The 24,673-nt window shown below is 55.2% G+C and carries 22 protein-coding genes; 5 read left to right on the top strand and 17 right to left on the bottom strand.

All coding sequences use genetic code 11. The features are described from left to right. Nucleotides 1-64 precede the first annotated feature (64 nt). The 10 genes from mglC to isdC form a co-directional block, all read right to left on the bottom strand. Entirely contained in the window at nucleotides 65-1,075 is a 1,011-nt protein-coding gene (gene mglC / locus ET33_RS34110) for a galactose/methyl galactoside ABC transporter permease MglC (RefSeq protein WP_036693148.1), read from the bottom strand. A 33-nt stretch (nucleotides 1,076-1,108) separates the two neighbouring features. After that, nucleotides 1,109-2,617 carry a sugar ABC transporter ATP-binding protein gene (locus tag ET33_RS34115; RefSeq protein ID WP_036693151.1) on the bottom strand — a complete coding sequence of 503 codons (1,509 nt, stop codon included), beginning with the start codon at nucleotides 2,615-2,617 and terminating at the stop codon, nucleotides 1,109-1,111. Between the two features lie 90 nt (nucleotides 2,618-2,707). After that, nucleotides 2,708-3,787, bottom strand: a complete 1,080-nt coding sequence (locus ET33_RS34120) for a galactose ABC transporter substrate-binding protein (RefSeq protein WP_036693156.1) — start codon at nucleotides 3,785-3,787, stop codon at nucleotides 2,708-2,710. A gap of 435 nt (nucleotides 3,788-4,222) precedes the next feature. Beyond that, entirely contained in the window at nucleotides 4,223-5,023 is an 801-nt protein-coding gene (srtB, locus tag ET33_RS34125) for a class B sortase (protein ID WP_036693159.1), read from the bottom strand. Nucleotides 5,024-5,042: 19 nt separating this feature from the next. Then, the gene (locus tag ET33_RS34130) at nucleotides 5,043-5,813 is read right to left on the bottom strand and encodes an ABC transporter ATP-binding protein (protein WP_036693216.1); all 771 of its coding nucleotides are present in this window, start codon (nucleotides 5,811-5,813) and stop codon (nucleotides 5,043-5,045) included. A gap of 1 nt (nucleotide 5,814) precedes the next feature. Further along, nucleotides 5,815-6,798, bottom strand: coding sequence for a FecCD family ABC transporter permease (locus ET33_RS34135; protein WP_036693163.1), 984 nt, complete (start codon nucleotides 6,796-6,798; stop codon nucleotides 5,815-5,817). Nucleotides 6,799-6,826: 28 nt separating this feature from the next. Then, nucleotides 6,827-7,732, bottom strand: a complete 906-nt coding sequence (gene isdE / locus ET33_RS34140; protein WP_036693166.1) for a heme ABC transporter substrate-binding protein IsdE — start codon at nucleotides 7,730-7,732, stop codon at nucleotides 6,827-6,829. 90 nt (nucleotides 7,733-7,822) lie between these two features. Continuing rightward, nucleotides 7,823-11,518, bottom strand: coding sequence for an NEAT domain-containing protein (locus ET33_RS34145; protein ID WP_036693171.1), 3,696 nt, complete (start codon nucleotides 11,516-11,518; stop codon nucleotides 7,823-7,825). A gap of 118 nt (nucleotides 11,519-11,636) precedes the next feature. After that, nucleotides 11,637-12,107 carry an NEAT domain-containing protein gene (locus ET33_RS34150; RefSeq protein WP_235206894.1) on the bottom strand — a complete coding sequence of 157 codons (471 nt, stop codon included), beginning with the start codon at nucleotides 12,105-12,107 and terminating at the stop codon, nucleotides 11,637-11,639. Nucleotides 12,108-12,128: 21 nt separating this feature from the next. Next, entirely contained in the window at nucleotides 12,129-12,917 is a 789-nt protein-coding gene (gene isdC, locus ET33_RS34155; protein WP_036693180.1) for a heme uptake protein IsdC, read from the bottom strand. Nucleotides 12,918-13,340: 423 nt separating this feature from the next. On the opposite strand from isdC, the gene ET33_RS34160 reads away from it, so the two are divergent. Genes ET33_RS34160 through isdG form a run of 4 tightly spaced genes read left to right on the top strand, consistent with a single transcriptional unit; the run spans nucleotide 13,341 to nucleotide 16,424 of the window. Next, a complete protein-coding gene (locus tag ET33_RS34160) occupies nucleotides 13,341-14,297 on the top strand; it encodes an ABC transporter substrate-binding protein (RefSeq protein ID WP_036693184.1) in 957 nt (318 codons plus the stop codon). 11 nt (nucleotides 14,298-14,308) lie between these two features. After that, entirely contained in the window at nucleotides 14,309-15,304 is a 996-nt protein-coding gene (locus ET33_RS34165; protein WP_036693188.1) for a FecCD family ABC transporter permease, read from the top strand. Continuing rightward, complete coding sequence (locus ET33_RS34170; RefSeq protein ID WP_051776029.1) at nucleotides 15,304-16,116, top strand: ABC transporter ATP-binding protein; 813 nt, start codon at nucleotides 15,304-15,306, stop codon at nucleotides 16,114-16,116. The genes ET33_RS34165 and ET33_RS34170 overlap by 1 nt, the downstream gene beginning before the upstream one ends. After that, nucleotides 16,104-16,424, top strand: a complete 321-nt coding sequence (gene isdG, locus ET33_RS34175; RefSeq protein ID WP_036693192.1) for a heme oxygenase — start codon at nucleotides 16,104-16,106, stop codon at nucleotides 16,422-16,424. Before ET33_RS34170 ends, isdG begins: the two co-directional genes overlap by 13 nt. 47 nt (nucleotides 16,425-16,471) lie before the next feature. Here isdG and ET33_RS34180 read toward each other — a convergent pair whose 3' ends face one another. From ET33_RS34180 to ET33_RS34205, 6 genes are all read right to left on the bottom strand, one after another. Next, nucleotides 16,472-17,458 carry a substrate-binding domain-containing protein gene (locus ET33_RS34180; RefSeq protein WP_036693198.1) on the bottom strand — a complete coding sequence of 329 codons (987 nt, stop codon included), beginning with the start codon at nucleotides 17,456-17,458 and terminating at the stop codon, nucleotides 16,472-16,474. After that, nucleotides 17,455-19,251, bottom strand: coding sequence for a cache domain-containing sensor histidine kinase (locus ET33_RS34185; RefSeq protein ID WP_036693202.1), 1,797 nt, complete (start codon nucleotides 19,249-19,251; stop codon nucleotides 17,455-17,457). Before ET33_RS34185 ends, ET33_RS34180 begins: the two co-directional genes overlap by 4 nt. Further along, the gene (locus tag ET33_RS34190; RefSeq protein ID WP_036693205.1) at nucleotides 19,248-20,906 is read right to left on the bottom strand and encodes a response regulator transcription factor; all 1,659 of its coding nucleotides are present in this window, start codon (nucleotides 20,904-20,906) and stop codon (nucleotides 19,248-19,250) included. The genes ET33_RS34185 and ET33_RS34190 overlap by 4 nt, the downstream gene beginning before the upstream one ends. Nucleotides 20,907-21,033: 127 nt before the next feature. Continuing rightward, the gene (locus ET33_RS34195) at nucleotides 21,034-21,645 is read right to left on the bottom strand and encodes a class I SAM-dependent methyltransferase (RefSeq protein WP_036693210.1); all 612 of its coding nucleotides are present in this window, start codon (nucleotides 21,643-21,645) and stop codon (nucleotides 21,034-21,036) included. A gap of 78 nt (nucleotides 21,646-21,723) precedes the next feature. Further along, a complete protein-coding gene (locus ET33_RS34200; RefSeq protein ID WP_036693212.1) occupies nucleotides 21,724-21,951 on the bottom strand; it encodes a cold-shock protein in 228 nt (75 codons plus the stop codon). Between the two features lie 73 nt (nucleotides 21,952-22,024). Beyond that, nucleotides 22,025-22,228, bottom strand: coding sequence for a cold-shock protein (locus tag ET33_RS34205; RefSeq protein WP_010495688.1), 204 nt, complete (start codon nucleotides 22,226-22,228; stop codon nucleotides 22,025-22,027). A 360-nt stretch (nucleotides 22,229-22,588) separates the two neighbouring features. On the opposite strand from ET33_RS34205, the gene ET33_RS34210 reads away from it, so the two are divergent. After that, a complete protein-coding gene (locus ET33_RS34210; protein WP_051776031.1) occupies nucleotides 22,589-22,828 on the top strand; it encodes a TM2 domain-containing protein in 240 nt (79 codons plus the stop codon). Nucleotides 22,829-22,881: 53 nt separating this feature from the next. On the opposite strand, the gene ET33_RS34215 is transcribed toward ET33_RS34210, so the two are convergent. Next, nucleotides 22,882-24,156: an MFS transporter gene (locus ET33_RS34215; protein WP_036693214.1), complete on the bottom strand. Its 1,275-nt coding sequence runs from the start codon at nucleotides 24,154-24,156 to the stop codon at nucleotides 22,882-22,884. Nucleotides 24,157-24,673 lie beyond the last annotated feature (517 nt).

The raw sequence follows: 24,673 nt of genomic DNA on the forward strand, positions 1-24,673 counted from the left end.
GCCCATGCTGGGCGTACACGCAAAAAAAACTTGCCGCCTATGCGACAAGCCTTTTGCGACTTCCTTATTTTTTCGCTAAATACTTCCGAATATCAAAAGCGACGGCGGCGACGATGATCAGCCCTTTAATAATGAGCTGCCAATACGGGCTGACGCCGATGAAGGTCAAGCCGTAGTTGATGACGCCGAAGATGAGCACGCCGGCCAGCACGCCCGGCACGGTTCCGATCCCGCCCGCCGTCGATACGCCGCCGACTACGCACGCGGCAATCGCGTCAAGCTCGTACATGTTGCCGTAGTTGTTCGTCGCGCCGCCCGTACGGGCCGCTTCCAGCACACCGCCCAAGCCGTATAGCGCGCCTGCGATCGCATAAATATAGATCAGATTGCGCTTGACGTTAATCCCGGAGACGACCGCCGCTTGGCTGTTCCCGCCGATGGCGTACATGTTTTTGCCGAGCCGCGTCTTGTTGAAAATGACCCAAACGATAAAAGCGACGACAATTGCGATGATGACGATATACGGCAGCGAATACGGCCCGTTCGGACCGATGAAGCCGGTACCAATGGTTGTGAAATCCTGGCGCAAGCCGGCAATCGGCTGCGATTCGTTCGGCTTCAAATCGAAGTAGATCGAGTTGGCCCCGTACACGATGACCATCGTGCCAAGCGTTGCGATGAATGGCGGCACGCTCAGTCTGGACACGATCCAGCCGTTGATCAAGCCGACAAGCAGCCCTGCGGCAATCCCGATCAAGATCGGCGCCCAGACCGGCAGATCAGGCATATCCGGAAAAAACCGGCGCGGGTAATCAGCCGTCTGCAGCATGGAAGCGGATAGTACCGCCGTCAACCCAACGACGCGTCCCGAAGACAAGTCGGTTCCTCCCGTAATCAGCACGAACGCGGCTCCCAGCGCGATAATGGCGCGGGTCGAGTTTTGCAGCAAAATGTCCCGCAAAATATCGACCGACAAAAACCGCGGATCGGACATCGCAATGCCCGCTACGAGAAGGATCAGAACGATATAAATCGCATTTTGCGTAAAAAAATGATTCAGCTTTCCCGTCTTCATAAGCCCGGTTCTCCTCCTTCGCGATGTCCTCTTCTAGTTGGCGGCAAGCCGCATAATTTCTTGTTCCGTCGCCTGCCGTCCGTCCAGAATGCCGGTCAGCCGCCCCTCCGACATGACCATAATGCGGTCCGACATGCCGAGCAGCTCGGGCATTTCCGAGGAAATCATGATGATGCTTTTGCCTTGCTTGGCCAGATCGGCGATGATCGTATAGATCTCGAATTTGGCCCCGACGTCGATGCCCCGGGTAGGCTCGTCAAGCAGCAAAATGTCCGGCTCGGTCAGAAGCCACCGCGCCAGCAGCACCTTCTGCTGGTTGCCGCCCGACAAGTTTTTGATCAGCTCCTTAATCGAAGGCGTCTTGACGCGCAGCTTCTCGACGCTCCCGGCGACTTCCGCCCGTCCTTTCCGCTCGTTCAGCAGGAAGAACGGATTGATATACCGGTCCAGATTGGCGATCATCGTATTTTCCAGAATCGACAGCACGGGAAAAATCCCCGTCACCCGTCGCTCTTCGGTCAGCAGCGCGATTTTATGCTTCTTGGCATCGGTCGGCGATTTGATCTTGACCTTGCGTCCGCGAAGACTGAGCTCGCCGGAGGCGACTGAGCGCAGGCCGAACAGCGCTTCGATCAGCTCGGTCCGCTGCGCGCCGACAAGGCCGCCGACGCCCAGAATCTCGCCCTGCCGCAGCTCGAACGACACATCCCGGAACGACTTTGGAAAAGGCGAGGTCAGCTTCTCCACCTTCAGCAGCACGTCACCGGGTATGTTGTGGCGCTCCGGGAAGCGCTCCTTCAGGTCGCGGCCGACCATCCGGGAGATGATAAGATCCGTCGTCAGCTCGGCCCCCGGCCACGTGCCGATCAGCCTGCCGTCCCGCATGATGGTTACGTCGTCGGAAATGCGGAGTATTTCCTCCATCTTGTGGGAAATATAAATGATGGATACACCGCGCCCACGCAGCTCGTTAATGATCTTGAACAGTTGCTCCACTTCGTTGCCGGTCAGCGAAGACGTCGGTTCGTCCATCACAATGACTTTGGAGCGGAAGGAGACGGCTTTGGCGATTTCGAGCGATTGAATCTTGGATACGGACATCGAGCCCACCAAGGCGTTCGGATCGATATCCATATCCAAATCCCGAAGCAGCGTTACCGTATCCTCGCGCATTTGTTTCTCGTCGACGAGTTTAAACGGTCCGAGCCCCTTCACCGGAAAGCGGCCGAGCCAGAGGTTCTCCATCACATTGCGGTGCGGTACCGGGTGCAGCTCCTGATGTATCATCGAAACGCCCAAGCTCAGCGCATCCTTCGAGCTGTTAATCTCCACCCGCTGGCCGTCCAGGATGATCTCACCGCCGTCCGGCTTATAAATGCCGAACAAGCATTTCATCAGCGTGGACTTACCTGCCCCGTTCTCTCCCATCAAGGCGTGCACCGTGCCCGGGCGCACCTTCAAGGTGACGCCGTCCAGCGCTTTGACACCGGGAAATTCCTTCGAAATTCCGTTCATTTCAAGCAAATATCGGGTTTCCGTCATGCCAAGGCCCCCTCGCGTAAGGATGCGCGCATACGACAAAAGGGGCAACGTCCGCAGCCATTGCCCCTTGCCGCTCGGCCGGGTAGCCGATTATTTCGCGTCATTCATGTTTTCTTTGGTGATTTTTTTGTAAGAGATCCAGACGTATTTGCCGTCGGTAATGTCATAGCCGGTGTTTTCTTTGGTCGGCGTCTGACCTTGTGCGAGCACGTTCGCGATGCTGAACGTCGCTTTCCCTTGGTTCTTCGCGTCGTTCAGCACGGTGCCGAGCAGCGTGCCTTCTTCAAGTGCTTTGAGTGCAGGCGCCGTGGCGTCAACGCCGACGACCGGAATGAATTTGTTGTCTTTAAAATAGCCCTTCGCTTTCAAAGCTTCGATCGCGCCAAGCGCCATGTCGTCGTTGTTCGCGAAGACGGCTTCGATTTTGTCGCCGTGGGAAGCAAGGAACGCGGCCATCTTCTCCTGCCCTTTGACGCGGTCCCACATCGCGGTGTCTTCCGCCAGCTTCTCCACCTTGATGCCGGCGTCCTCGACGGCTTTGATCGCGAACTTCGTCCGCAGCTCGGCGTCCTGGTGCCCCGGCTCGCCCTTCAGCATGACGTATTGGAGCACGCCATCCTTGTTTTTGTCCGCTGCGGGGTTCGCTTTGAAATAATCGGCGATGAGCTGGCCTTCCATCGTGCCGGACTGCTCCGCTTTGGCGCCGACGTAGAACACCTTATCCCATTTTTTCATGTCGTCGGCCAGCGGCTCGCGGTTCAGGAAGACGACGGGGATGTTTGCATTTTTCGCTTTGTCGATGATGACGCCGGCTGCGGTGCGGTCGACCGGATTGATGGCGAGCGCGTTGACCTTCTTCGTAATGAACAGATCGACCTTGTCGTTCTGAGTCGGTTGGGAGTTCTGGCTATCGACGATGTCCGCCTTAGCTTTGCCTTCCGCCGCTTGGGAAATCGCGTTCCGTACGCCCGTCATGAACGTATCGTCAAATTTGTAGATGGCGACGCCGATGGTCGGGTTTTTGGCGGCGCCGGCATCAGACTTGGCGGCTCCTCCGCCTGCATTCGTGCTCGCGCCGCCCGCAGGGGCATTGCCGGAGCCGCCGGAACAGCCGACAGCGGTTGCAAGCAGGGCTGCCGCGACGATCATGGGTACCGCTTTCTTTTTCATAACATCTGACCTCCTGTTTTTTGTGTGACGTTACGTTAGGTTAGCTACGTTCCCATTATCTTGGATTTCCGGAAAAAAACCCATTCAAAATCCTCATGTGTTTTATCGAAATTCTCATGTGTTTGGGGGAGGACGCAAAGAAACGTCCTTCGATTTTCGAAGGACGTTGAGTGTGTGGAGAAAGTGGGGGAATAGAGAGTTGCAGGAGGGGCGGGGTATCCACTTCCGACCGCTGTTGTCATCGGGAAATTTTAATTGGAAGCTGCTTAGCAGCGGATATTTCCCGAAGACAAAGGCGGCCGCTATCGCTTCTCCAGTAGATACCCCACCCGCGTATGGTACTCTATTTTGTAAAAACCACTTTCTCAACACGCTGAACGTCCATCGATTCAAAGGACGTTTCTTTTATAAGGGAGGCTAGGGCTTGCAGGCCATCTACTTTTGTTCGATTAGATTGGCGTGGATCACAAGTCTGCCCTTCGCAGGGTCGAGCGTATAGTCGCAGGTTGAGAGCGTGAGGATACGGTCTTCCGTCCCGAGGACGGTGTCCGTTTTGAACAGCGACCGCTCCTGCAGGCTCTGCAGGAAAGTTGCGTATTCCTGTTCGCTACCGAACCCGGTCTGAATATAATTCAAGTCCGCGGTCGCCGGATAGACGGAGAAAATTTCGGCCCGGTAGCTGTGATACAAGGTATCGTATTGAAAAGTGAGATTTTTCCTGAAAAAATCTTCTTTTAAGAATTTTTTTAAATCGCCGAACATGGAGCCGTCTTTCATGCGATGGCCGTAAATCACCGTGTTTGGCTGAGACTTGCCGATATCGTTGCGGAAGTCGAGGAAAATGCTGCCGGCGCTCGACTCCTCTCCCTTGTGGTTCCGGTTCAAATAATAGGCGTTGTCCTGCCCTTGGACGACCGGATAATCGATGGCCGTATTCGCGATTCTTATCCAGCCGATCACGTCCGGATTTACGTCGAGCAAAGCCCTAAATTGAGTGCGGGCTTCCTTGGGGGACTCCGTTTGCGGAACCTCCCCCTTCGGGGCTTCGATGGCATCGCCCGGGGGTTCCACGGCTTCAGTGAGAGGCGGCTGGGGCTCCGCATTCCCATACAACTGCTGGGCTTCGGCCATGACGACCCGGTTGTCGTGGTAGCTGCGGAGAATACCGGTTAACTCGTACCCGGAAAATAGCATCAGTCCCAAGCAAAGCGGTGTCAGCCATTTTCGAACGTTCAAGTTATCACCCCAGTACAAGTCAAATACCGACGGGAATCATGTACAGCCCCGCAGCTTCTTCATGCTTGACGATCACATCCACGCCGTAGATCCTCTTGATCGAAGCTTCCGTAATGACTTCGTCCGGCGGGCCCTGCATCTGAATCTCGCCGTTCTTCATTACGATCAAGCGGTCGCTGTACCGGATCGCCTGATTGATGTCGTGCAGCACCATGACAATCGTCAGGCCGTGATCGGCATTCAGCTTTTTGATTAACTCCAGCAGTTCAATTTGGTAATAAATGTCAAGAAAAGTGGTCGGCTCATCCAAAAACAACATCGGTGTGCTTTGCGCCAAAGCCATCGCTACCCAAGCTCTCTGCTTCTCGCCCCCCGATAATTGATCGAGCGTCGCCTGACGCTTTTCCAGCAGGTTCGTGCAGGATAGCGCCCACTCGACAGCCTTGTCGTCCTCCTCGCGGTGCGGGGCAAGCATGCTCCGATGCGCGATCCGGCCGAAGCCCGCCAGCTTCTCCACGGTGATGTCGTGGGGCGCGTCGTTCTGCTGGTGGACGACAGCCAGCTTCCTGGCCAGCTCCTTCGGCTTGTAGCTGCGAATCGCCTTGCCGTCCAGCACGACCTGTCCGCTATGCGGGGCATAGTTTTGCGACATGACCCCGAGCAGCGTCGACTTGCCCGATCCATTCGGGCCGATAATGGTCGTGATTTTGCCGGGCTCGATCCGGCCGTTCACCTGCTTGAGCTGATCGCGCTTTTTGTCGTACGAAAAGCTGACTTGATGAATTTCCATCTTAATGTCCATGGACCCGATCACTCTTCCTAAGCAGAAATATCAAGAATGGCCCCCCAATCACCGTCATAATAATCGAGGCCGGAATTTCGGCAGGCGCCAGCACCGTTCGTCCGAGCGTGTCCGCCGTCAAGATCAGCAAAGCCCCCGCCAAGGCGGAAAATGGAATAAGCACCTTATGATCCGAGCCGACGAGCAGCCGAGCAATATGAGGAACGAGCAGCCCGACAAAAGCAATAAGCCCTCCGATGGCCGTAGCGACGGCCGCCAGCAGGACGGCGACGGCAGAGATCAACAGCCGGGCGCGCGAGACGGGAAGCCCGACGTTCCGGGCCGATTTGTCCTGCAGCGCCAGCACGTTGCACCAGGAGCACAGCAGCAGCGAGAGAACGAGACCGGCGGTGCCGTAGATGAGCATCCCTTCGACGTCGCTCCACGTTTTCAAGGGAAACGTAGACGTCGTCGCCTGATTGACGCTGGTCACCGCATAGCTGCCTCTATAGTTAAACGATTGTCCCAAGCCGGTAAACATCGCATTGATGGCGATCCCCACAAGAATAATCCGAATCGGACTGAGGCCCGATTTCCAAGAGAACGAATAGACCAGAAAACATGCCAAAGCGCCGCCCAAAAAAGCAAAAAACGGCATCCAGAAGAAGAGGCCCGGGAATAAGGAGACCATCAGGATGGAAACAAACCCTGCTCCCGAAGAGATGCCGATCACGCCGGCGTCCGCAAGTGAACTCCGCATCACGGCTTGCAGCAGCACGCCCGATACCGCCAATGCCGCTCCGACGAACAGCGTGACGATGATCCGGGGCAGACGCAGGTCGCGGATGACTTCCACTTTTTTGTTCACGCCGGTAACCAAGCCTTGAATCAGTTCGAAACCGCCTACCTTGATGCTGCCCGTCGTTGCGGATACGATGACCATGACGACGAGCAAAAGAATGACGGCCGACAAGCTCCCAATCGTTTTGTTCATGTGCAAACGTCCTCTGTCGCTCCATAGTTTACGGGTACAGCATGTTCGTCACAACGTCCAGCGCTTCGATCGCCGCCAGATTTCCCGTTGTCCCAAACAATCGTTCTTCCAGATCGTATACCCTGTTGTTTTTTACCGCATCAAAGTGTTTCCAAATGTCGTTTTTCTTGAATTCTTTATCGAACATTTTGACGACCTCTTCCGGCATCCCGTGAGCCGCCCGCAAAATGACGTCCGGGTTCGCCTGCTGCAGGTATTCCGTATTGGAGGCCAAATATTCCACTTTTTCGCCCTGTACGATGTTTCTCCCGCCGGCCAGCTTCACCAGATCGCCGATGTACGAGTTCTCCGTCGCCACCAGATAACTGCCCGGCACACCAAGCAGAATAAGCACGGACGGCGACGCTTTGCCCGCGATCCGCTGTTTGATTTCGGCGAGCTTCTTGTCGTATTGAGCTGCGATCGCTTCCGCCTGCTTCTGCCGGCCGTATTTGCCGCCCAGCGTCTTGATGGCCTCGTTCATTTTGCCCAGACTGGTCAAATCGAGAAAGCTCGCTTCGATTCCCGCGTTTTTGAATACCGGTTCCAAGTCGTATTGCAAAGTCGTCACGGACAGCACGTCCGTCGGATCGAGCGACTTCACCAGCTCCATGTTCGGGCTCATCGGATTGCCTACTTGGGGCAAGGACGCGTACCGCTTAGGCAGCTCCTTGTAGCTGGTCGGAATCCCGACCAAATCGACCTCCAGCGCATCCATGATTTCCGCAGCCGCCACCGTCGTGGCGATGACCCGATGCTCCGGCTGCGTCTTGGCCGCCTCCGGGCCTGCATTCGCAGCAGCAGCGGTACCATCGGTGTTCGCCTTCGCCGAGCAGCCTGTTATGAGCAGCAGGAGGACGATGGCAGCGCTTAGCCCTTTGCACCATTTCTTCATCTTGGCGATTCCTCCTTTCCTAAAAAAATTACGGAGGACGCCGGTTACCCGGCATCCCCGCTCATCTGATTTGTGAGGCTTCAGCGGCAATTACTTGACATGATTCAGCATTTTCAAAACGAGGTGCACCGCTTCAACCCGGGTCACGTTCGCATGGGGCGCGAAACGGTTATTGTAACTTGCGCCGACGATGTCGAGCTTGTGGGCCGCATCAATGTAGGGCTGCGCCCATGGCGCAATTAGTCCGGCATCCGCGAACGGAAGAGGCGCATTCGCTGCAGGCTCGAGCTTCAGGGCGCGCACGATCATGACGGCCATTTCGATCCGGCTGACCTTCCGGTCGCCCGAGAACGTTCCGTCCGCATAACCGCTAATAATGCCCGAGCTTACGACGCTGGCCAAGTTTTCCTTGGCCCATGCAGGAATGCTGTCGAGGTCGGCGAAGCTCAATTCGCCTTGCTCCCCTTTCAGCTTGAGCGCCCGGCTGATCATCGCCGCCACTTCGGCCCGGCTTGTCTCGTTGTCCGGACGGAACGTGCCGTCCTCATAACCGTTGACAATGCCGAGCGCCGCAGCCCGCTCGATCAGAGCTTTTGCCCAGTGGTCCTCGATGTCGGTCAGCTTCGCAGGTACGATTGCCTTCACAGCAGGCTTGGTTTCCGCCGCTTTGGGCTCTTCCTTCTTCTCCTCTTCCTTCTTGACAGGCTTGATGCTGTCCAGATCGAACGTCATGTCCACGGTGTATATCAGGTTGTATTTGTCCGGCCAGTCCATTTTGATCCGGGCTTTTTTCGTGCTCGCGTCCTTCACTTCGAACTGAACGACCCGCGTATTTTCTTTTTCATTGGACGATACGACTTTGACGTCGGCAAACGGATCGGCATCCTTCTCGACTTGATCCTGCTCGACTTGGATCATCGGCATTTCTTTGCTTTTGGTCACGGTGAAAGTAACAAGCTTCTTGCCGTCTTCTTGAATGGTCAGGTTAGCGGGATGCTTTACCAGATCGTTGATGAACGATTTTTTCGGCGCATTCTTATCGGTTTTCTTATCCGTTTTATTGTCTTCCGTCTTCGCTTGCTCCGGGCTTGCTCCCGTTTCAAGCAGCGCATAATCCATCGTATACTCGCCGGCCTTCAGCGATTCGGGAAACGGCTTGGCGTTCAGGACTTTGGACAAGTTGCCGTTGAGCGGCCTAATGCTGCTTTTGTCGAACGCAATCTGCACGTCGTAGGAATGGAAATAGTTGAACGCCGCCCAATCGACCTTGACCCAGCCCTTCACTTTCTCATCCAGATTCGGCACTTGGAATTTCACGATCCGCGTGTTCTCTTTCTCATCGGTGCTGACGACGGTCGTGTCGGTCAGACTACCGCCTTGCTCGACTTTGAACTCGGTAATTTCCTTGCTTTGCTTGAGCACAATCGAGACGTATTGCGTACCGTTCACCACTTGTAAGCTTCCCGGTGTTTTCACGTAATCCTGCATCACGGATTTGGTATCGGTGCCGTATTTCAACACTTTAAAATCGATGCTGTATATACCGTCGACAAGTCCGTTCGGGCTTTTTCCCGGCGTGACCGGCACGTTCGGATTCACCGGCCCCGGTCCTACGGGCGAAGCGGGCACGATGTTGTTCAAGGCAATGCGGAACGAACGCTCCTCTGCTCCGCTCTCCTTCGCCACCGCCAGCTTGACGAGATAGGTGGCGGTCACATCGTCGATCTCGTATCGGACATCTGCCGCACCCGTCATTAACGTACGGGCGGTTTCAGGCTCCGGCGACGTTGGCGCTTCCTGCGCCGGAATATCCCGGGTCGTCCCGTCGGCGCGCAGCAATTGGAAATTCGCAATCGATACGCCGTTCTTCCGTTGGAACGAGAGGAATTTCTTCCCGTCTTGAACGGTCAATTTCCCGGTATGTTCAAGATACGAGTTTGCGGAGGAGCCAAAACGGTCGCCGGAGATGACGACAAGATCGAAGCTGTACTGCCCGTTCGCGACGGTTACCGGAGTGCGAGGGCTTGTCACGACCGCAGCTTTAAATCCGGCAATCGCCGTCTCCAGAACGCTGGCGGCCTGATCCACCTGCCCTTGCTCCGCTTCGTCCAGACCGGCTGTGGCTTGAGCCTGTCGGATCGCCGTGTAAAGCGCGTTCTTGGCGCCATTGGCATATTGGCCCGGGAACGTCCCTTCGACCGCTGCGTTATGCAGCGCTTCGGCCTCCGAGATCAGCGCGTTCAGCTTCCCTTTCTCAGCCGGTCCCGCTTGAATGGCGAGCGTATGCCAGCTGTCGTCTACCTTGAGCTGTCCGTTATGGTTGTTCACCACGACGTCGCTTAACGCAACAAGCGCATAAGTCGCCTGTGTCACCGATTGTGCTTGGAAGGTAAGCGTGATGTACCGATTGTTCACCGGCAAAGGCTGTACGCCTTCGTCCAGGCTGGTCGACAAGCGGACTTGTCCGGGCGCAATCTCGTACTGCTCCGTGAGGCGAAGGCCGTTGATCAGCGGAGACGCTTCAACCAACTTCAGCTTGGCCGGATCGAAGCCCAGCGTCAGCCCTTGCGTGTACACCTGCTCGTATACGCTGTTCGTCACGCCGCTCACCCCGAACGTCAGCTTCAGCTGCTGTCCGGCTTTTACGGCCGCAGGTCCCGTCAATTCGGAGGACGGGATTTTCTCGGCGTTTGCGGAGTCGAACTTCAAGCGGATTTTGTGCATTTTTTGGTAAGGCTGTCCGTTGTACGAGGTTTCCACCCGCACTTCGGCATTCACGGGAGCGTTCAGATCGCTCACTTCAAATTCCACCACCCGGGTATCGTCCACCGCATTGCGGCTCACCACGGCAGCATCGAGCAGCACGCCGCCCTGCTCCACCTTGAATTGCGGAATGATCGAGCTCTGCTTCACCGTGAAGGATACCTTCTTGCGCCCCTGCTGAACCGTAAGCTTGCCCGGCTTAGCCAAGTACGCATCCATGCCCGACGTCTGATCCGCCGTCGCATGAAGCGCCGTAACCGTAAGGCGGTATACGCCGTCCTTGGCCGGGTCTGGATTCGCGGTATTCACCGATGCTTTGAACGCATCGAGGGCCGCTTGCAGCGCAGCAGCCGCCTTGTTCAACTGCGCCTGCGTAGGCGATGCACTGTCTGCGACAGCCTTGGCTTGGGCGATCGCCGAGCTCAATTTGCTCTTGGAGCCTGCGGGATACTGCTCCTTCAGGCTGCCCTCGACGGCGGCATCATGCGCCGATTGCGCCTGAGCGACGAGCGCCGTCAGCCCGCTCTTGTCCCCCGGCTCCGCAACAAGGGTGTCCGTATCGAAAACGATGCGCACCGTATAATAATTATCGTAGACGAAGTCGGGCATGCCTGGCAAGCCGATAATTTTCACATGGATCTTGGCATTCAGCTTAGCCGACACATCCGGCACTTCAAACTTCACGACTCTCGTATTCTTGACTTCGTCCCGGCTTACGACTTCCGCATCGACGAATTGTCCGTTGTTCTCCGTCTTGAAATATTGCCACCAGCTGCTGTTAAGCAAAGTGATGGATGCGAATTGCTTCCCGTCCTTCACTTCCAGCTTGGCCTGAACCGGCTTCGGAAGGTAGTCGTTCACCATCGACGGCTCGTCTTTATCTTCCTTCAGCACGGTTAAACCGATCGTATAGCTGCCCTCCTCAAGCGAGGGGGCCGCACCGGCGAGCGGAATTTGAACCGTAGCGAGAAAGACGAAGACGGCTAGAAAAACGGATAAAGCTTTCTGTACTATCCTGCTCAAAGTCATAACGCTCCTTTGTTGTCTCATAAATAAACCGGGGATCAAGCTCCCCTTGCTTTCCTGGCCGCAGCGGATTACAGGTGCTTCTTAGCTACAATGACGCGCCTGGATGACTTGCTTATTGCGCTTTAATGGTGCTCGTATTGTATTGAATTTGAACGTTGTACTTGTGGTCGTAAGGGAACGGCAGCGTTGTAATTTTCACATGCGTGTACACGCTCGTTTTGGCCGTCAAATCGGATACCGGGAATTTAACGACGCGGGTGTTGGCAGCCGAGTCCGTGCTTACTACGGTCGCGTCAACATAGCTTCCGTTTTGCTCGGTTTGGAAAAATTGAATCCAATCGCTGTTTTTCAAAGTAACCGAGACAAATTTGTTGCCGTTGACCACTTCCAGCTTGGCAGGCTTTTGGAGATAGCCGTCCATGGTGGACGTTTGGTTGGTTTGATCCTTCAACACGGTAAAATCAATCGTATAAGTTCCGTCCGCAAGCGCAGGATTGGCTCCGGCCAGAGGGGCCTGAACGAAGGTCAGCAGCGCAAACATCATCATAAACACGGCAATGGCTTTGGTAAATTGCTTTCTCAAAGGGATTCTCTCCTTTAGGGTCTAATGGTTTTGGAGGCTGCGGACCAGATAGCATGCTGAAATGAAGAACAAAGCTGTAAAGAAAGCAAGGGGCGCTTGATCCCCGGTTTGCGGATTGTCGGCTGACAGCATGACTTTGTCCGCCGGCTGCTTGGCGGCGTCGGCTGCCGCCACAGGCTTCGTGCTCGCTGCTGGAGCTTTGTTCTCCGCCTTGACGGCATCGACCTTCGCTTCCGGCTTCGCGCTTGTTGCCGGAGTTGTCGTGCCGGCCTTCGCTTTGTCAGCGCCAGTCTTCTCCGCAGCCGCACCCGGAGCACCTGCTTTATCGGAGGCTTGTTTTGCCGCCGATTCGACTTTCTTTAACTTCTTCGTATCGAAAATAAAGCGGATCGTGTAGTCATGGTCGTAGTTAATCGATTCGACTGTTACATGAATTTTGGAAAGCAACGGCTTGGACAAATCGACAAGCTTGAATTCGACGACTCGGGTGTCTTCGTTCTCATCGCTCTTGATCACCTTCGCATCGGCAAAATCGCCTTTGTCCGGCACTTTGAACATGGTAATCCATTTGCTGTGGTTCATTCGAATTTGCGCAGTGATTTCGCCTTTTTTCACCTGCAAGGTCGCCGGCTTCTCGAAATAATCGTTCGCCATCGAAGCCGACTCGTTCTCCGCCTTGACAATGGTGTAGTCAATCGTATACGTACCGTCGGCCAAATCGGAAGCGGCTTGCGCTCCCGGTGCAAAGAACAGGCTCAAGATGAACGCCAGCGTCAAAAACAAAGAGGGTAAAGCTAATGACCTTTTCACGTTTTACGGGCTTCCTTTCCGGTTAATTTACAGAAAATTAGTTGATAATCATTATCACCAATATTGATTATCATTCTCAATTAAAACTCAAAAAAAATGATCCCTTCCGGCTTCTTCTGTTGTTCCTTTCGTAATTTTCTGAACATGGCATCCCTCCTTTGTTTCAGTTTTGGAAATATTTAGACGAAATTTTGTTCGACAGGTTGATCTTATTCCAGATTCAAGGAAATTGTCAACCCAAATTATTGGTGGCAATCAAAAAACCAGTTGTTCCATCACGCTCAAAAAAATTATTTGGATAAATCCCCCAACTCCCCATTGACATTGATAGTGATAATCATTATCATTTGTTTCGATCATACAATCTATTATCCGGCCCCGCCAGATAGGAGGACGCAAGTGAAACGATTGTGGCATATAGGCATGGCCGTTCTGCTGCTTGGGGCAGCCGGATGCAGTCCGGGGCCGTCCACGGGGAGTGGTGTCACGGCTGCGCCGTCCGAGGCGAAGCAGTCCGAAACCAAGGTGGCCGATACGAAGCTGTCCGTCCAAGACTTCGCCGGACGCAGCGTGACCTTCCCTACCGTCCCGACCAAAATCGCCGCATTAAGCAACGGCGATGTGGATATTATTTATGCGTTGGGCGGCAAGGTCGTAGGCCGGCCGACGTCGGCAGGTCCGGCAGCCGTCAAAGAAGCGGCCGGCGCGGAGCAGATCGGCAGCACCCACGGCATCGATCTCGAAAAAATCGCAGCGCTGGATGCGGATGTTGTACTCGGTAACCATCCGTTGAACACGAAAGACATCCCTTCGGTCGAAGGCATCGGCTCCAAGATGCTGCTGACCTCCGCCAATTCGATCGACGATATTAAGAAGCAGATCGCCCTGTTCGGCCAGTTGCTGCGGAAAGAAGACAAAGCCCGGGAGCTGAACGAAAGCATCGATGCGAAGCTCAAGGAAATCGGTTCCGGCTCGACCGGCCCCAAGCCGAGGGTCTTGCTCGTTTACGGCGCTCCGGGCACTTACATGGCTGCGCTGGGCAACTCCTTAAGCGGAGATATTTTGGCGAAGGCTGGAGGGGAAAATATTGCTGCGGACTATCCGAAGCTGGAAAGCTACCCGCAGTATGCTCAATTGAATACCGAAAAAATCATCCAATCGAACCCGCAGCTGGTTCTGGTGATGAGCCACGGCAATCCCGAGAAGGTCAAGGACGGATTCCTGAAGGAAATGCAGCAAAATGCCGCCTGGAACAGCCTGGATGCCGTCAAGCATAACCGCGTGGAGGTTCTGCCGTCCGACCTGTTCGGCACGAATCCGGGTACCCGGGTCCTTGAAGCGCTTGACCGGCTGAAAGCCTTGCTTCAAGCCGTGAAGTGACGTGACGCCCGATGAATAAACAACAACGCCTACTGAGAAGAAAGCTGCTCTGTATCGCAGCCCCGCTCCTTCTCCTCGCCGTCGCTTTCTATGGTATCGCCTACGGGTCCGTCTCTCTGTCGCTTCAGGAGGTATGGACGGTGTTTACGGCAAGCGGCCCGCCTGCGCACGAGAAAATCGTCATGAATCTAAGGGTTCCTCGCGTGCTCGTCGGCATGCTGACCGGCGCATGCCTGGCCGCAGCCGGTGCGCTGCTGCAGGGCGTTATGAAAAATCCGCTGGCCGATCCGGGCATTATCGGCGTCTCGGCGGGTGGAGGTCTTGCCGCCATCATGGCGATGATCGTGTTTCCGCAGCTCAGCTATTTGCTGCCCGCTCTCGCTTTTCTGGGGGCGCTGATCACCTCCGTCGTCATCTATGGGCTGGCTTGGAACAAAGGGGCCTCGCCTTTAAAAATCATTTTGGCGGGCGTCGCGATCAACGCGCTGCTGGGCGCCTTAACCAACGGACTGATGGTGACGTACAGCGACCGGGTGCAAGCCGTTCTGCCGTGGCTGGCGGGCGGGCTAAGCGGCCGCAGCTGGCATCATCTGCAGTTCATGGCGCCCTACGCCATCACAGGGCTGGCTTTGTCCGTCCTTGCGATCAAGCCCGCCAACCTGCTGCTGCTCGGAGACGATGCTGCCAAGCTGCTGGGGCAGAAGGTTGAGGTGCAGCGCCTGCTGCTGATCCTGCTCTCGTCCTTATTGGCCGGGGCAGCCGTCAGTGTCGCCGGATTGGTCGGCTTTGTCGGTCTGGTCGTGCCTCACGCCATCCGGCTGCTGGCCGGCGAAGATTACCGCTTCCTCCTTCCGCTGTCCATCGTGGGAGGCGCAGCGCTTGTCGTGCTGGCCGATACGATCGCGCGCTCGTGGTTCGACCCCATCGAGCTGCCCGTCGGCATCCTGCTCGCAGGTCTGGGGGCGCCGTTCTTTTTATTTTTGCTGAAGAAACGGGGAATCGTGTGATGACCGCTTCCGCTATTCATACGGACCATCTGGAATTCCATGTCGGCGCTTTCCGGCTTCGGGACGTTACAGTCTCGATCCCGATAGGCAGGCTGACGGCCATCGTAGGGCCTAACGGCTCCGGAAAATCCACTTTATTAAAAATTATGGCGCAATTGCTGAAAGCCGATCACGGAGAGGTATACGTTCATAACCGGCAGGCCAAGACCTATAAATCGATCGAGTTTGCCCAAACCGTAGCGATGCTCACCCAATCCAAAGGCCAGCTTCCCGAGTTGACCGTGCGGGAGCTGGTCGCTTACGGCCGCTCCCCATACAAACGTATGTTCGACCGCATGACGGCGGACGACGAGCGGATTATCGATTGGGCGCTGGACCTAACGGGCACCGCAAAGGCAGAACAGCAAATGTTCCACACTTTATCGGGAGGTGAGCAACAAAAAGTCCGGATCGCCATGGCCTTGGCCCAAAAAACGAATATTCTGCTGCTGGATGAGCCTACCACTTATCTGGATCTCGCCCATCAGCTCGATGTAATGGAAATGCTGCAAAGGATCAATGAGACGTACCGGCTGACGATTGTCATGGTGCTTCACGATCTTCAGCAGGCCGCCAATTATTGCGATTATCTCATTGCGATGAAGCACGGACGCGTGGTAGGGTCCGGAAATCCGAAAGCAATCATCAGTCCGCAATTTTTGCAGGACGTGTACGCCATCGAAGCCAAAGTCGCCTTCGACGACGACTATCCAGTCATCATCCCGATTCGAAAAACCTGTAAACCTAAGGAGGAAATCATATGGTCATTGTAACGAATACGTCCCACATCACGAAGGGCAACGCGCATAAGCTGATCGAACGGTTCGACAAGGTCGGAAAAGTGGAATATATGGAGGGCTTTCTCGGCCTGGAGGTGCTGCTGACGGAAAATACGCCGGAATACGACGAAGTGACGATCAGCACCCGCTGGAGCAAAAAAGAGGATTTTCAAGCGTGGACCCACAGCGAAGCGTTCCGGGAGGCGCACTCCCACCGCGGAGGCATGCCGGATTATATTATTTCCAACAAAATCTCGTTCTATGACGTCAAAATCGTAAGACAGCCCATCGCCGCAGGCTGATGAAGCAGGAGAGAGCGACCGCTTAGGCGGCCGCCCTCTCCATTTTTTCACTTCACAAAAGGGAACAACAGCTTCTGGTTATCCGACCAGAACATGTTGTCCTGATCGATCACCTTCGTCCCGGTATCGAAGCGGGCGGGTACCTTTTTGCCCTCCAAGGCTTCCACCGCATATTTGACGCCCAGATACCCCATGCTGAACGGGTTCTGGATAATCGTCGCCTGAATGACGCCTTCCTGCAGCGATTCGATATTTTCGGCCGTGCTGTCGAAGGTGACGGCCTTTACTTTTCCTTCCAGCCCCATCTCCCCGATCGCCCGGACAACCTCGATGGACGAAACGGCATGCAGCGCGACGATCCCGTCTACCGGCTCCTGAAGAAGCCTGCGGATTTGCCGCGCGCACGGAGCGGGGTCCGAGGCACACTCGACCTGCTCCACGACCTTCATCTGGCTGTGCTTGCCGATTTCGTCCAGCACGCCTCGCTCCCGCTGCTCGGTCGTCCTTACGGTCGGCTTGAAGCCGATCACCGCGATGCGCCCCCGGTTCCCGACGAGCGACGCCATTTTGAGCCCCGCCTTGCGCCCGGCCTCGAAGTTGTCGATGCCGATGAAGCTGCGCACCCGCGGCGAGTCGATCTCCGTGTCGATGGCGATGACCGGCATCCCTCGTTCCGCCGCTTGTCCGGCCGCTTCCGCCAGCGCTTGATCGTCGTTGGCCGCCAGCACCAGCGCATCCCGCTTATAGTTGACCGCTTCATTCACAAGCTGAATTTGGCCCTGCACATCCTCTTCCTGCTTGGGTGCCCCGACCGACAGCTCGACGCCGAATTCTTTTGCCGCAGCTTCCGCCCCCGTGCGCACCGTTTTCCAATAATCGCTGTTATGCGTCTTGAGCACGAGGGCAATTTGCTTCTTCGGCTCCGCGATGTGCGGCTCGGTGTTCTCACTCCCGCAAGACGGGAGCAGCAGGAGGCACAATACGGCTGTAAGCAGCACCGGAACCGTTCGAATCGCTGCGCTTCCGGTTATCATCGCTCCTCCGCCCCTTCCGTTCGTACGGCCGGAATCCACAGCGTCACCGTCGTGCCTTCCTCCAGTTGGCTCGCAATCTCCAGTCCGTAGGCTTCGCCGTAGCCAAGCCGGATCCGCTCGTGCACGTTGCGCAGGCCGACGGATGAGCCTTCGCCGCCTGCCGCCTCGCCCGTCAGTAGCCGCTCCAGCTTCTCCACCGGAATGCCGAGCCCGTTGTCGATGACCTGCAGCCGTACCTTTTCCCCGACGCGTTCGGCGGTGATCCGGATGAAGCCTTCGTCCGCCATCATTTCGATGCCGTGGTAGATCGCGTTCTCCACGATCGGCTGCAAAATCAGCTTCAGCGTCCGGCAGTCCAGGACCTCCGGCTCGGCTTCGATCGCGAACTCGAATTTGTTCTTGTAGCGCATTTTCTGGATAATCAAATAATTGCGGACATGCTCCAGCTCGTCCTGCACGGAGATGACGGTCTGGCCTTTGCTGAGGCTGATGCGGAAAAACTTCGACAGCGCCGTAATCATCGTAATGACCTCTTCGCTCTTGCCTCCGCCGGCCAGTCGCACGACGGAATTCAACGTATTATATAGAAAATGCGGGTGAATCTGCGCATGCAGCACCTCAAGCTCGCCCCTGCGCTTCGCTTCCTGCTCGCGGATGATTTGGCCCATCAGCTCGCGGATGCGGGCTACCATATAGTTGAACCGGCGCGATAGCCGCCCCACTTCGTCGTCGCCCTGCACCTGGATGTGAATGTCGAACACGCCCTGCTCCACCTTGCTCATCGAACGCTCCAGCCGGCGGATCGGCTGCGAGATTTTGGCCGACATGAACGCCGAAATCAGCAGTACGAAGACGACGACAAACACCAGCAGCCAGGCGATGAAACCGCCGATTTCCTTTTTGGCGGTCACGATTTCGTCCATATAAGAAACGCCGATGATTTTCCAGCCGATGTTGTTGACCGTTGCGATGGTGATCAGCCGCTTGTCGCCGCTGGAGGAGTCGAGATAGTTGCCGTACGTATATTTGAGCGCTTGCTCCACATTCTCATATTTCAAGCCGATATAAATGAGCTGCTGCTGAGGGTGGTACACGATGTTGCCCGCGGACTCGTCGATGATGTACACGTAGCCTTTCTTCCCCAGGCTGACCCGGCGACACAGGTCGTCGATCGTTTTGAAGTTGAAGTCGACGAGCAGCACGGCGTTCCGCTTCTCGCCGCCGCGTTCGATCGTCATCTGCTTGCTCATGGATACGACCCACGTGTATTTTCCTTTGTACAGATTCTGGATATGCGGCAGCGAAAAGGTCAGATGGTTCGGGTTCTCTAGCGCCGTCTTGAACCAGCTCTGCTCGGTCAGCTTCGTGTTCTTGCGCATGTCCATGACTGGAAGCCCCGCAATCGGCTCGCCGTCCGCCGTAAACAACGCCATCGACACGATATCCGTGCGGCTGTCCAGTATCGTCCCGAGCTGCTCGGTCAGCCGTTCTTCTCCCGATACGATGGCATTCATCCACACCTTTTGCTCCACGGTCTGAAACACCTGGGACATATTTTGCAAGTAAATTTCGAGATTGTATTTCACCTGCGCGACGATCTGTTCATTGCTGAGAAACGTGTTCTGCTCGGCCGTCTTTGTAAATTTGTTGTACAGCATCACGCTGACGAACGCCATCACAAGCAGCGTCAGCAGCGTAAACGACGCGGTGATAATCACCTGAATGCTCTTGACCTTCCACGTAAAGACAACGGATGCGGCCATCCGCCGAAGCCACCGGGCCACCCGCTTCATCCGCGGTGTCCTTCCATGGCGGCGCTGCGGTATTCCTTTGGCGAGACGCCGACATGCTTACGGAAGCTGAAGCTGAAATAGTTCGGCTCCGCATACCCGACCCGCTCGGCGATCTCGAATGCTTTGAGATCGGTCGTCCGCAGCAGCTCCTTCGCCGCTTCCATCCGAATGTGCATCAGGTAGCTCACGAATGTCATTTTCGCCTCTTTTTTGAAAATGCTGCTGAAATAGCCGGCGCTGATGTGCAGATGGCTGCATACTTTCTGGATCGAAATGTCCGTCTCGTGGTAATGGCTCTTCGTATAGTCGATCGCCTGCTCCACTAGCGATTTATACGCATACTGCCGCTGGCTGGCGATGCTGTTCATAATCGCGGTGCACAGCCCGAGAATACGGCTCTTCGCTTCCTGCAGGCTCGCGAACTTGTGCAGCTCCGCGAACGGCACGAAGTCCGTCCCGAGGACCGCATCCAAATCGACGTTCGCGTCTTTGACCGCTTTGAGAATGGCGGTCAACATTTCCATCAAATAAATCTGGTAATCCTTGAATGACACCTGCGTTTCGCCGATGCCGTGAAACAAGCCGTCCACCGTCTCCTGAATTTCCTGCGGGGTGCCCACCTTCAGACAGCGGATCAACGCATGCTCCTTCAATTCGTCGAAGCGCAGCTTCTCGACGAAACGCGTCTCCACATCGTCGATGCAAATGATCCGGTTGCTGCCGAGAATGCCGCGGTAATCGAGTGCCAGGACCGCATCCTTGTACGAATAGGTCACGTCCGTCAGCTCGCCGCATACGGTACCGACGCCGATCGTGACGGTGAATTTCAAATATTTCTCAATGCTCTGCCGGATGTCCTCCAGTGCCGTAAGCGTTTTCTTAAGCGCGGAAGCTTCGCCCTCCGTCTCCTGATCGGCTACCGTCAAAAGCACCAAGTAATCGTTGTGCAAAAACACTCGCCCCAAGCGGTGCTTCTCAACGATTTCTTCGGCAATGTTCAGCACGGCGAAGCGCTTCAGCTCCGTGTCCTTCGAGCCTTTGAGCGAGGCTTCTTCGGCTGCCCCGTCCGTTTCTTCGCTGTCGTCCGCATCCATGCTGATGACGGATACGACATAGGCGTCCGCCGCCAGCTCCAGATCGTAGCTGCGGCACTTCTCCTCGATTTCGCGCCGCGGCAGCTTCCGCGCGACCAGCGAAGCCAGAAACACCTCGCGCAGCACGGGCAAACTTCTTCGGTAGTGCTCCTGCAGCGTCTGGACGTTTTCCTTCTCCGCCGCTTCTTCGTCAATCCGGTGCTTGATCTTCACCAGCACGTCGATCAGCTCCTGCGCCGAATACGGCTTGAGCACATATTCGTCGATATGCAGCTTAACCGCTTTTTGCGCGTATTCGAACTCGTCGAAGCCGGTCAGGATGACAATCTTCGTCGCCTCATACCGCTGCCTGATCCACGCTGCCAGCTGCAGCCCGTCCATAAACGGCATGCGGATGTCGGTGACGACCACGTCCGGCACCTGCCGTTCGAACAGCTCCGCCGCCTCCTGACCGTTTTCCGCGGTTTCGATCACTTCGAATCCGTGGCGGGCCCAGTCGATCTCCCGCAGGATGCCTTCGCGCACATCTTCTTCGTCTTCCACAAGCATGAGCTTATACATCGGTCACGGCCTCACTTTGCGCCGCTGCGGGAGCTTACGCCTCCCGGCTTCGGCAGGTTTCGAAATCTCGTGATACCAATGTACCAGAAGGGCGCCTCGTTTGAAAAGTGAAGGAAGCAGGTCCCCGCTACTTCCGGCACACCGCCACGCCGATAAAATACCGGATTCCGTCCCGCGGCTTCTCGAAGGTCACGCCCCGCTGGTAGTAGATGTCTACCTCGGTAAAGCCGGTGAACAGCTCCTCGAACTGCTCCGGCGTGAGCTGGTGAACGTGAAACGGTTCACTGGTCGGCATGCCCCGTCCCCGGCCGAACGGGCTGGACAGAACCAGAATTCCCCCCGGCTTCAGCATACGGTAGAGGTTGTCCATGAACGTCCTGTCATCCTTCAAGTGCTCGATCGTTTCAAAGCTCAAGATCGTATCGAATAGGCCAAGCTGCTCCGGAAGCCCCGGGTCGGTCGCGTCCCCTTGCACATACGTCACCTTCTGATGATGGTATTCCCGGCTTGCATACCGCAGCGTCTCCTCATCGTTGTCGACGGCGACGATTTCCGTCACTTCCCGCTTCCGCTCCTTGGCCGTCATATGGCTCCCGTACCCGGTTCCGCACGCAATGTCCAGCACCCGTCCCTGCACATAAGGAGCGGCAAAATAATATCTCGCGATATGCTCCAGCAGCATGCCGTTCGTCGGCTTCATCTGCTTGGGAATAATTCGCTCTCCCGTCCATTCGAGCATTTTCTTCACCTCACCTGGAACCTAAAAAAGACCGCCCATCCAAGTTAACAACTTGAACGGCGGCTGTCAAATTCGTGCCTATTCCTCTTGCCCGGCGTTAGCCGGCCGATGATCCAGCGTCGAATTTACGAGCACCGGCAGCATTTTCGTATCGCTGACCATAGGGGACTGGCACAACGGACACGTCGGGTTATGCTCGAACATAAAATTGTCCCGCATCCACCCGTTGCAGTCTTCTTTTGTACAGGACCAGATCTTGGTCTCTTCCTTGGGGACTTCCTCAAACATCTTTTTACGATAATTCATGGCCATTCCCCTTTCCGATCTCAATACTAAAAGAAAAACCGCCCCTAACTTGCGTTAAGAGCGGGCTTGCTGCTTAGTAAACTTTTACAACGTTCTCGGCTTGCGGTCCGCGGTTGCCTTGAACTACGTTGAATTCAACGCGTTGGCCTTCGTCCAGGGACTTGAAGCCTTCGCCTTGGATCGCGCTGAAGTGCACGAATACGTCGCTGCCGCCTTCAACTTCGATGAAGCCGTAGCCTTTCTCTGCGTTAAACCATTTTACTGTACCTGTTTGCATGGGTGTGACCTCCACTAAATGATATTAATATGCTCATTTTTAACCAAAATTAAAAAATTCACACATTGAAAAAAGTATCATGTAAAAAATGTCACCTTTTTCAATATGTGAATTTCGGTTTCATTTATCAACATTTAATTCATTTTACCACATTCCGTACGGAAAGGCAAATATCCCCGTCAACAAACTTCGGGCGGCGGACGGCGGCAAAGAGAGGGGAAAAAGGCTTTGTTTACGGCAGAGAAGTAAAAGTAAATTATTAAGAATTATTTAGAAAAGAGAACTAACTTTTGGGGAAACGCCTGCCGATAGATACAAATGAGCAATTCAAAATTTACTATTGTAAATGGGGGAATCTCTGTGGATTATAATGCACCACAATATCAACCACAAAACAGTCCAAAAAGCTTTGTAGCCGCGCTGCTTCTGGCCTTCTTCTTTGGTTCGTTTGGCTTGCACCGCTTCTACGTAGGCAAGGTCGGTACCGGCATCCTGATGCTGATTACCTTGGGCGGCTTCGGTGTTTGGACATTGATTGATTTTATCATGATCGCCGTTGGGAGTTTTACGGATTCCGAAGGCAGACGTATCAAGAATTAATTCTCATCGCCTCATCATTTACACAGGAAACTGCTGCTTCGCGGCAGTTTTTTTCATTCGCGCTTGCCCGGGAATTGGAGGTTTGCAGCGATCAGAAACGACACCCCCAGCAAGCAGAAGGGAACGACGCTGATTAAATAGCGGAACGTACCCTGCGGGTCGGGTCCCGGCTGCTCCCCGCTCACATACCCGAACAGCATCCCGACCACCCAGAACGCCAACGCCGAGATCAAGCCGCTCGAACGCGTAATAAAACCGCCGACCGCGGTATAAACGCCCTCTCTTCGTCGTCCGGTCTGCTCAAAGTCACGGTCGATGATCTGGCTGCTGAGCACGGGCGGCGTCACCAGAAAACCCGCCAAGCCGAACCCGACCGCAACGCCTGCCGCGATGCCTCCCGCCAAATGGCTGCCGAACCACAGCGGAATGACGGACAGCCCGTACACAGCCAAGGAAAGCCGCCAGCTCCGGACCGCACCCAGTTTGCGAACAATCCAATACCACACGGCAACCAGCGGAATGACCGACACGAATACGGAGGCAAGCAGCAGAGATACTTGCGATTCCGGGATACGCAGAACGTATTTGGCATAAAACGGAATCATCGATCCGATCAATCCGTTCACCGTCTGCGCGAACGAGTTGGCCAGATTGAACAACCAGAACGTGCGGTTTCGAAGCGTTTCGCGGAACGCTTCCAGCAGCCGGAGCGGCGGTTCTTGGCGGGCTTCCTCGCTTTCCCTTACGGTCGCGGCGCACAGCAGCATGAATACGGCAAAAGCAGCGGCGTACACAAGCGCCATCCGTCCGAAGCCCATCGCGGCAAATAATACAGGCGTCAGCGCCGAGCCGATAAGGATGGCGGCGATCTGAAAGCTCTGCTGGATGGCGGATGCTTTGGCCCGCAGCCTCTCGCCCCGGAACAGCTCCGGGAACAAAGCGCCGTAGTTCACCCACAGAATGGCGGAGACGCTTTCGAACAGCACGAGCGCGATCAGAAACCAGGCGAACAGGCTGTAGCCGGATAATCCGTCCGGGACGGCAAACACCATAACGAACGTCAGCATGAACAGCGGAACGGAACCTACGATCCACGGCTTGCGCCGTCCGAAGCGGCTGCGCGTCCGATCAGATAAATAGCCGAACAAGGGCTGGCCGAGCGCATCCCAGATCAAGTAAATCGTTCTTGCAAGCGTAGCAAGTCCTACGCCAAGACCCAGCTTCTCCACGTAGTAGTAACTGTAGAACGAACTGAACGCCTGAGTCGGGATCATCATAGCGAGCATGCCCAAAGCGAAGGCGGTCGGGGAATTCTCAAACTTTTTCATAGCAGGAACAGTTCCCCCTTCGGCATAGATTTATGTAAACGCTACCAAAAATATTTGTGCAAATTTGCTTCCTATACCGTTATGCCGGCCTGTCGTCACATTATTCCGATTTATCAGATTTGTAATCTAAATGAAATATAATTTTCATCGTCCCTTAATGTTCGCAGGCTATAATAATCCTTGACCCCCTTTTTAATATATAAAACCTTTAGACCCACAGCCCGTTGCTTGTGGGTCTCTTTCTGTCCGTTTGTCCGAAGGTAAAAACCATTTTTACAAATATTACAATACTAAAGAATCATACCCATGGAAACGAAGTTTCCAAATTCCGGTGTGCATAACCTGTTTTGTGAATATGTGAATATTGAACACTCCCACCTCCTGCGCTAATGGCGCTGAGGTGGGGGATTCTTGCGAACAGAGAAGCATCCTTCTCTTCTTGAGCAAGCGATCCCTGCGGTTCCCGCAGTTCAGTTGGCCTTCGCCAACAAACGTAGTCCTTCTTGCAAGATGTTCA

This window comes from Paenibacillus tyrphae (assembly GCF_000722545.1).
Taxonomy (GTDB): domain Bacteria; phylum Bacillota; class Bacilli; order Paenibacillales; family NBRC-103111; genus Paenibacillus_G; species Paenibacillus_G tyrfis.

Coding starts and splice junctions, on each gene's coding strand:
- mglC (WP_036693148.1), bottom strand. CDS start 1,075: ATGAAGACGGGAAAGCTGAATCATTTTTTTACGCAAAATGCGATTTAT.
- ET33_RS34115 (WP_036693151.1), bottom strand. CDS start 2,617: ATGACGGAAACCCGATATTTGCTTGAAATGAACGGAATTTCGAAGGAA.
- ET33_RS34120 (WP_036693156.1), bottom strand. CDS start 3,787: ATGAAAAAGAAAGCGGTACCCATGATCGTCGCGGCAGCCCTGCTTGCA.
- ET33_RS34130 (WP_036693216.1), bottom strand. CDS start 5,813: ATGGAAATTCATCAAGTCAGCTTTTCGTACGACAAAAAGCGCGATCAG.
- ET33_RS34135 (WP_036693163.1), bottom strand. CDS start 6,798: ATGAACAAAACGATTGGGAGCTTGTCGGCCGTCATTCTTTTGCTCGTC.
- isdE (WP_036693166.1), bottom strand. CDS start 7,732: ATGAAGAAATGGTGCAAAGGGCTAAGCGCTGCCATCGTCCTCCTGCTG.
- ET33_RS34160 (WP_036693184.1), top strand. CDS start 13,341: ATGGCCGTTCTGCTGCTTGGGGCAGCCGGATGCAGTCCGGGGCCGTCC.
- ET33_RS34165 (WP_036693188.1), top strand. CDS start 14,309: ATGAATAAACAACAACGCCTACTGAGAAGAAAGCTGCTCTGTATCGCA.
- ET33_RS34170 (WP_051776029.1), top strand. CDS start 15,304: ATGACCGCTTCCGCTATTCATACGGACCATCTGGAATTCCATGTCGGC.
- isdG (WP_036693192.1), top strand. CDS start 16,104: ATGGTCATTGTAACGAATACGTCCCACATCACGAAGGGCAACGCGCAT.
- ET33_RS34180 (WP_036693198.1), bottom strand. CDS start 17,458: ATGATAACCGGAAGCGCAGCGATTCGAACGGTTCCGGTGCTGCTTACA.
- ET33_RS34185 (WP_036693202.1), bottom strand. CDS start 19,251: ATGAAGCGGGTGGCCCGGTGGCTTCGGCGGATGGCCGCATCCGTTGTC.
- ET33_RS34190 (WP_036693205.1), bottom strand. CDS start 20,906: ATGTATAAGCTCATGCTTGTGGAAGACGAAGAAGATGTGCGCGAAGGC.
- ET33_RS34195 (WP_036693210.1), bottom strand. CDS start 21,645: ATGCTCGAATGGACGGGAGAGCGAATTATTCCCAAGCAGATGAAGCCG.
- ET33_RS34200 (WP_036693212.1), bottom strand. CDS start 21,951: ATGAATTATCGTAAAAAGATGTTTGAGGAAGTCCCCAAGGAAGAGACC.
- ET33_RS34205 (WP_010495688.1), bottom strand. CDS start 22,228: ATGCAAACAGGTACAGTAAAATGGTTTAACGCAGAGAAAGGCTACGGC.
- ET33_RS34215 (WP_036693214.1), bottom strand. CDS start 24,156: ATGAAAAAGTTTGAGAATTCCCCGACCGCCTTCGCTTTGGGCATGCTC.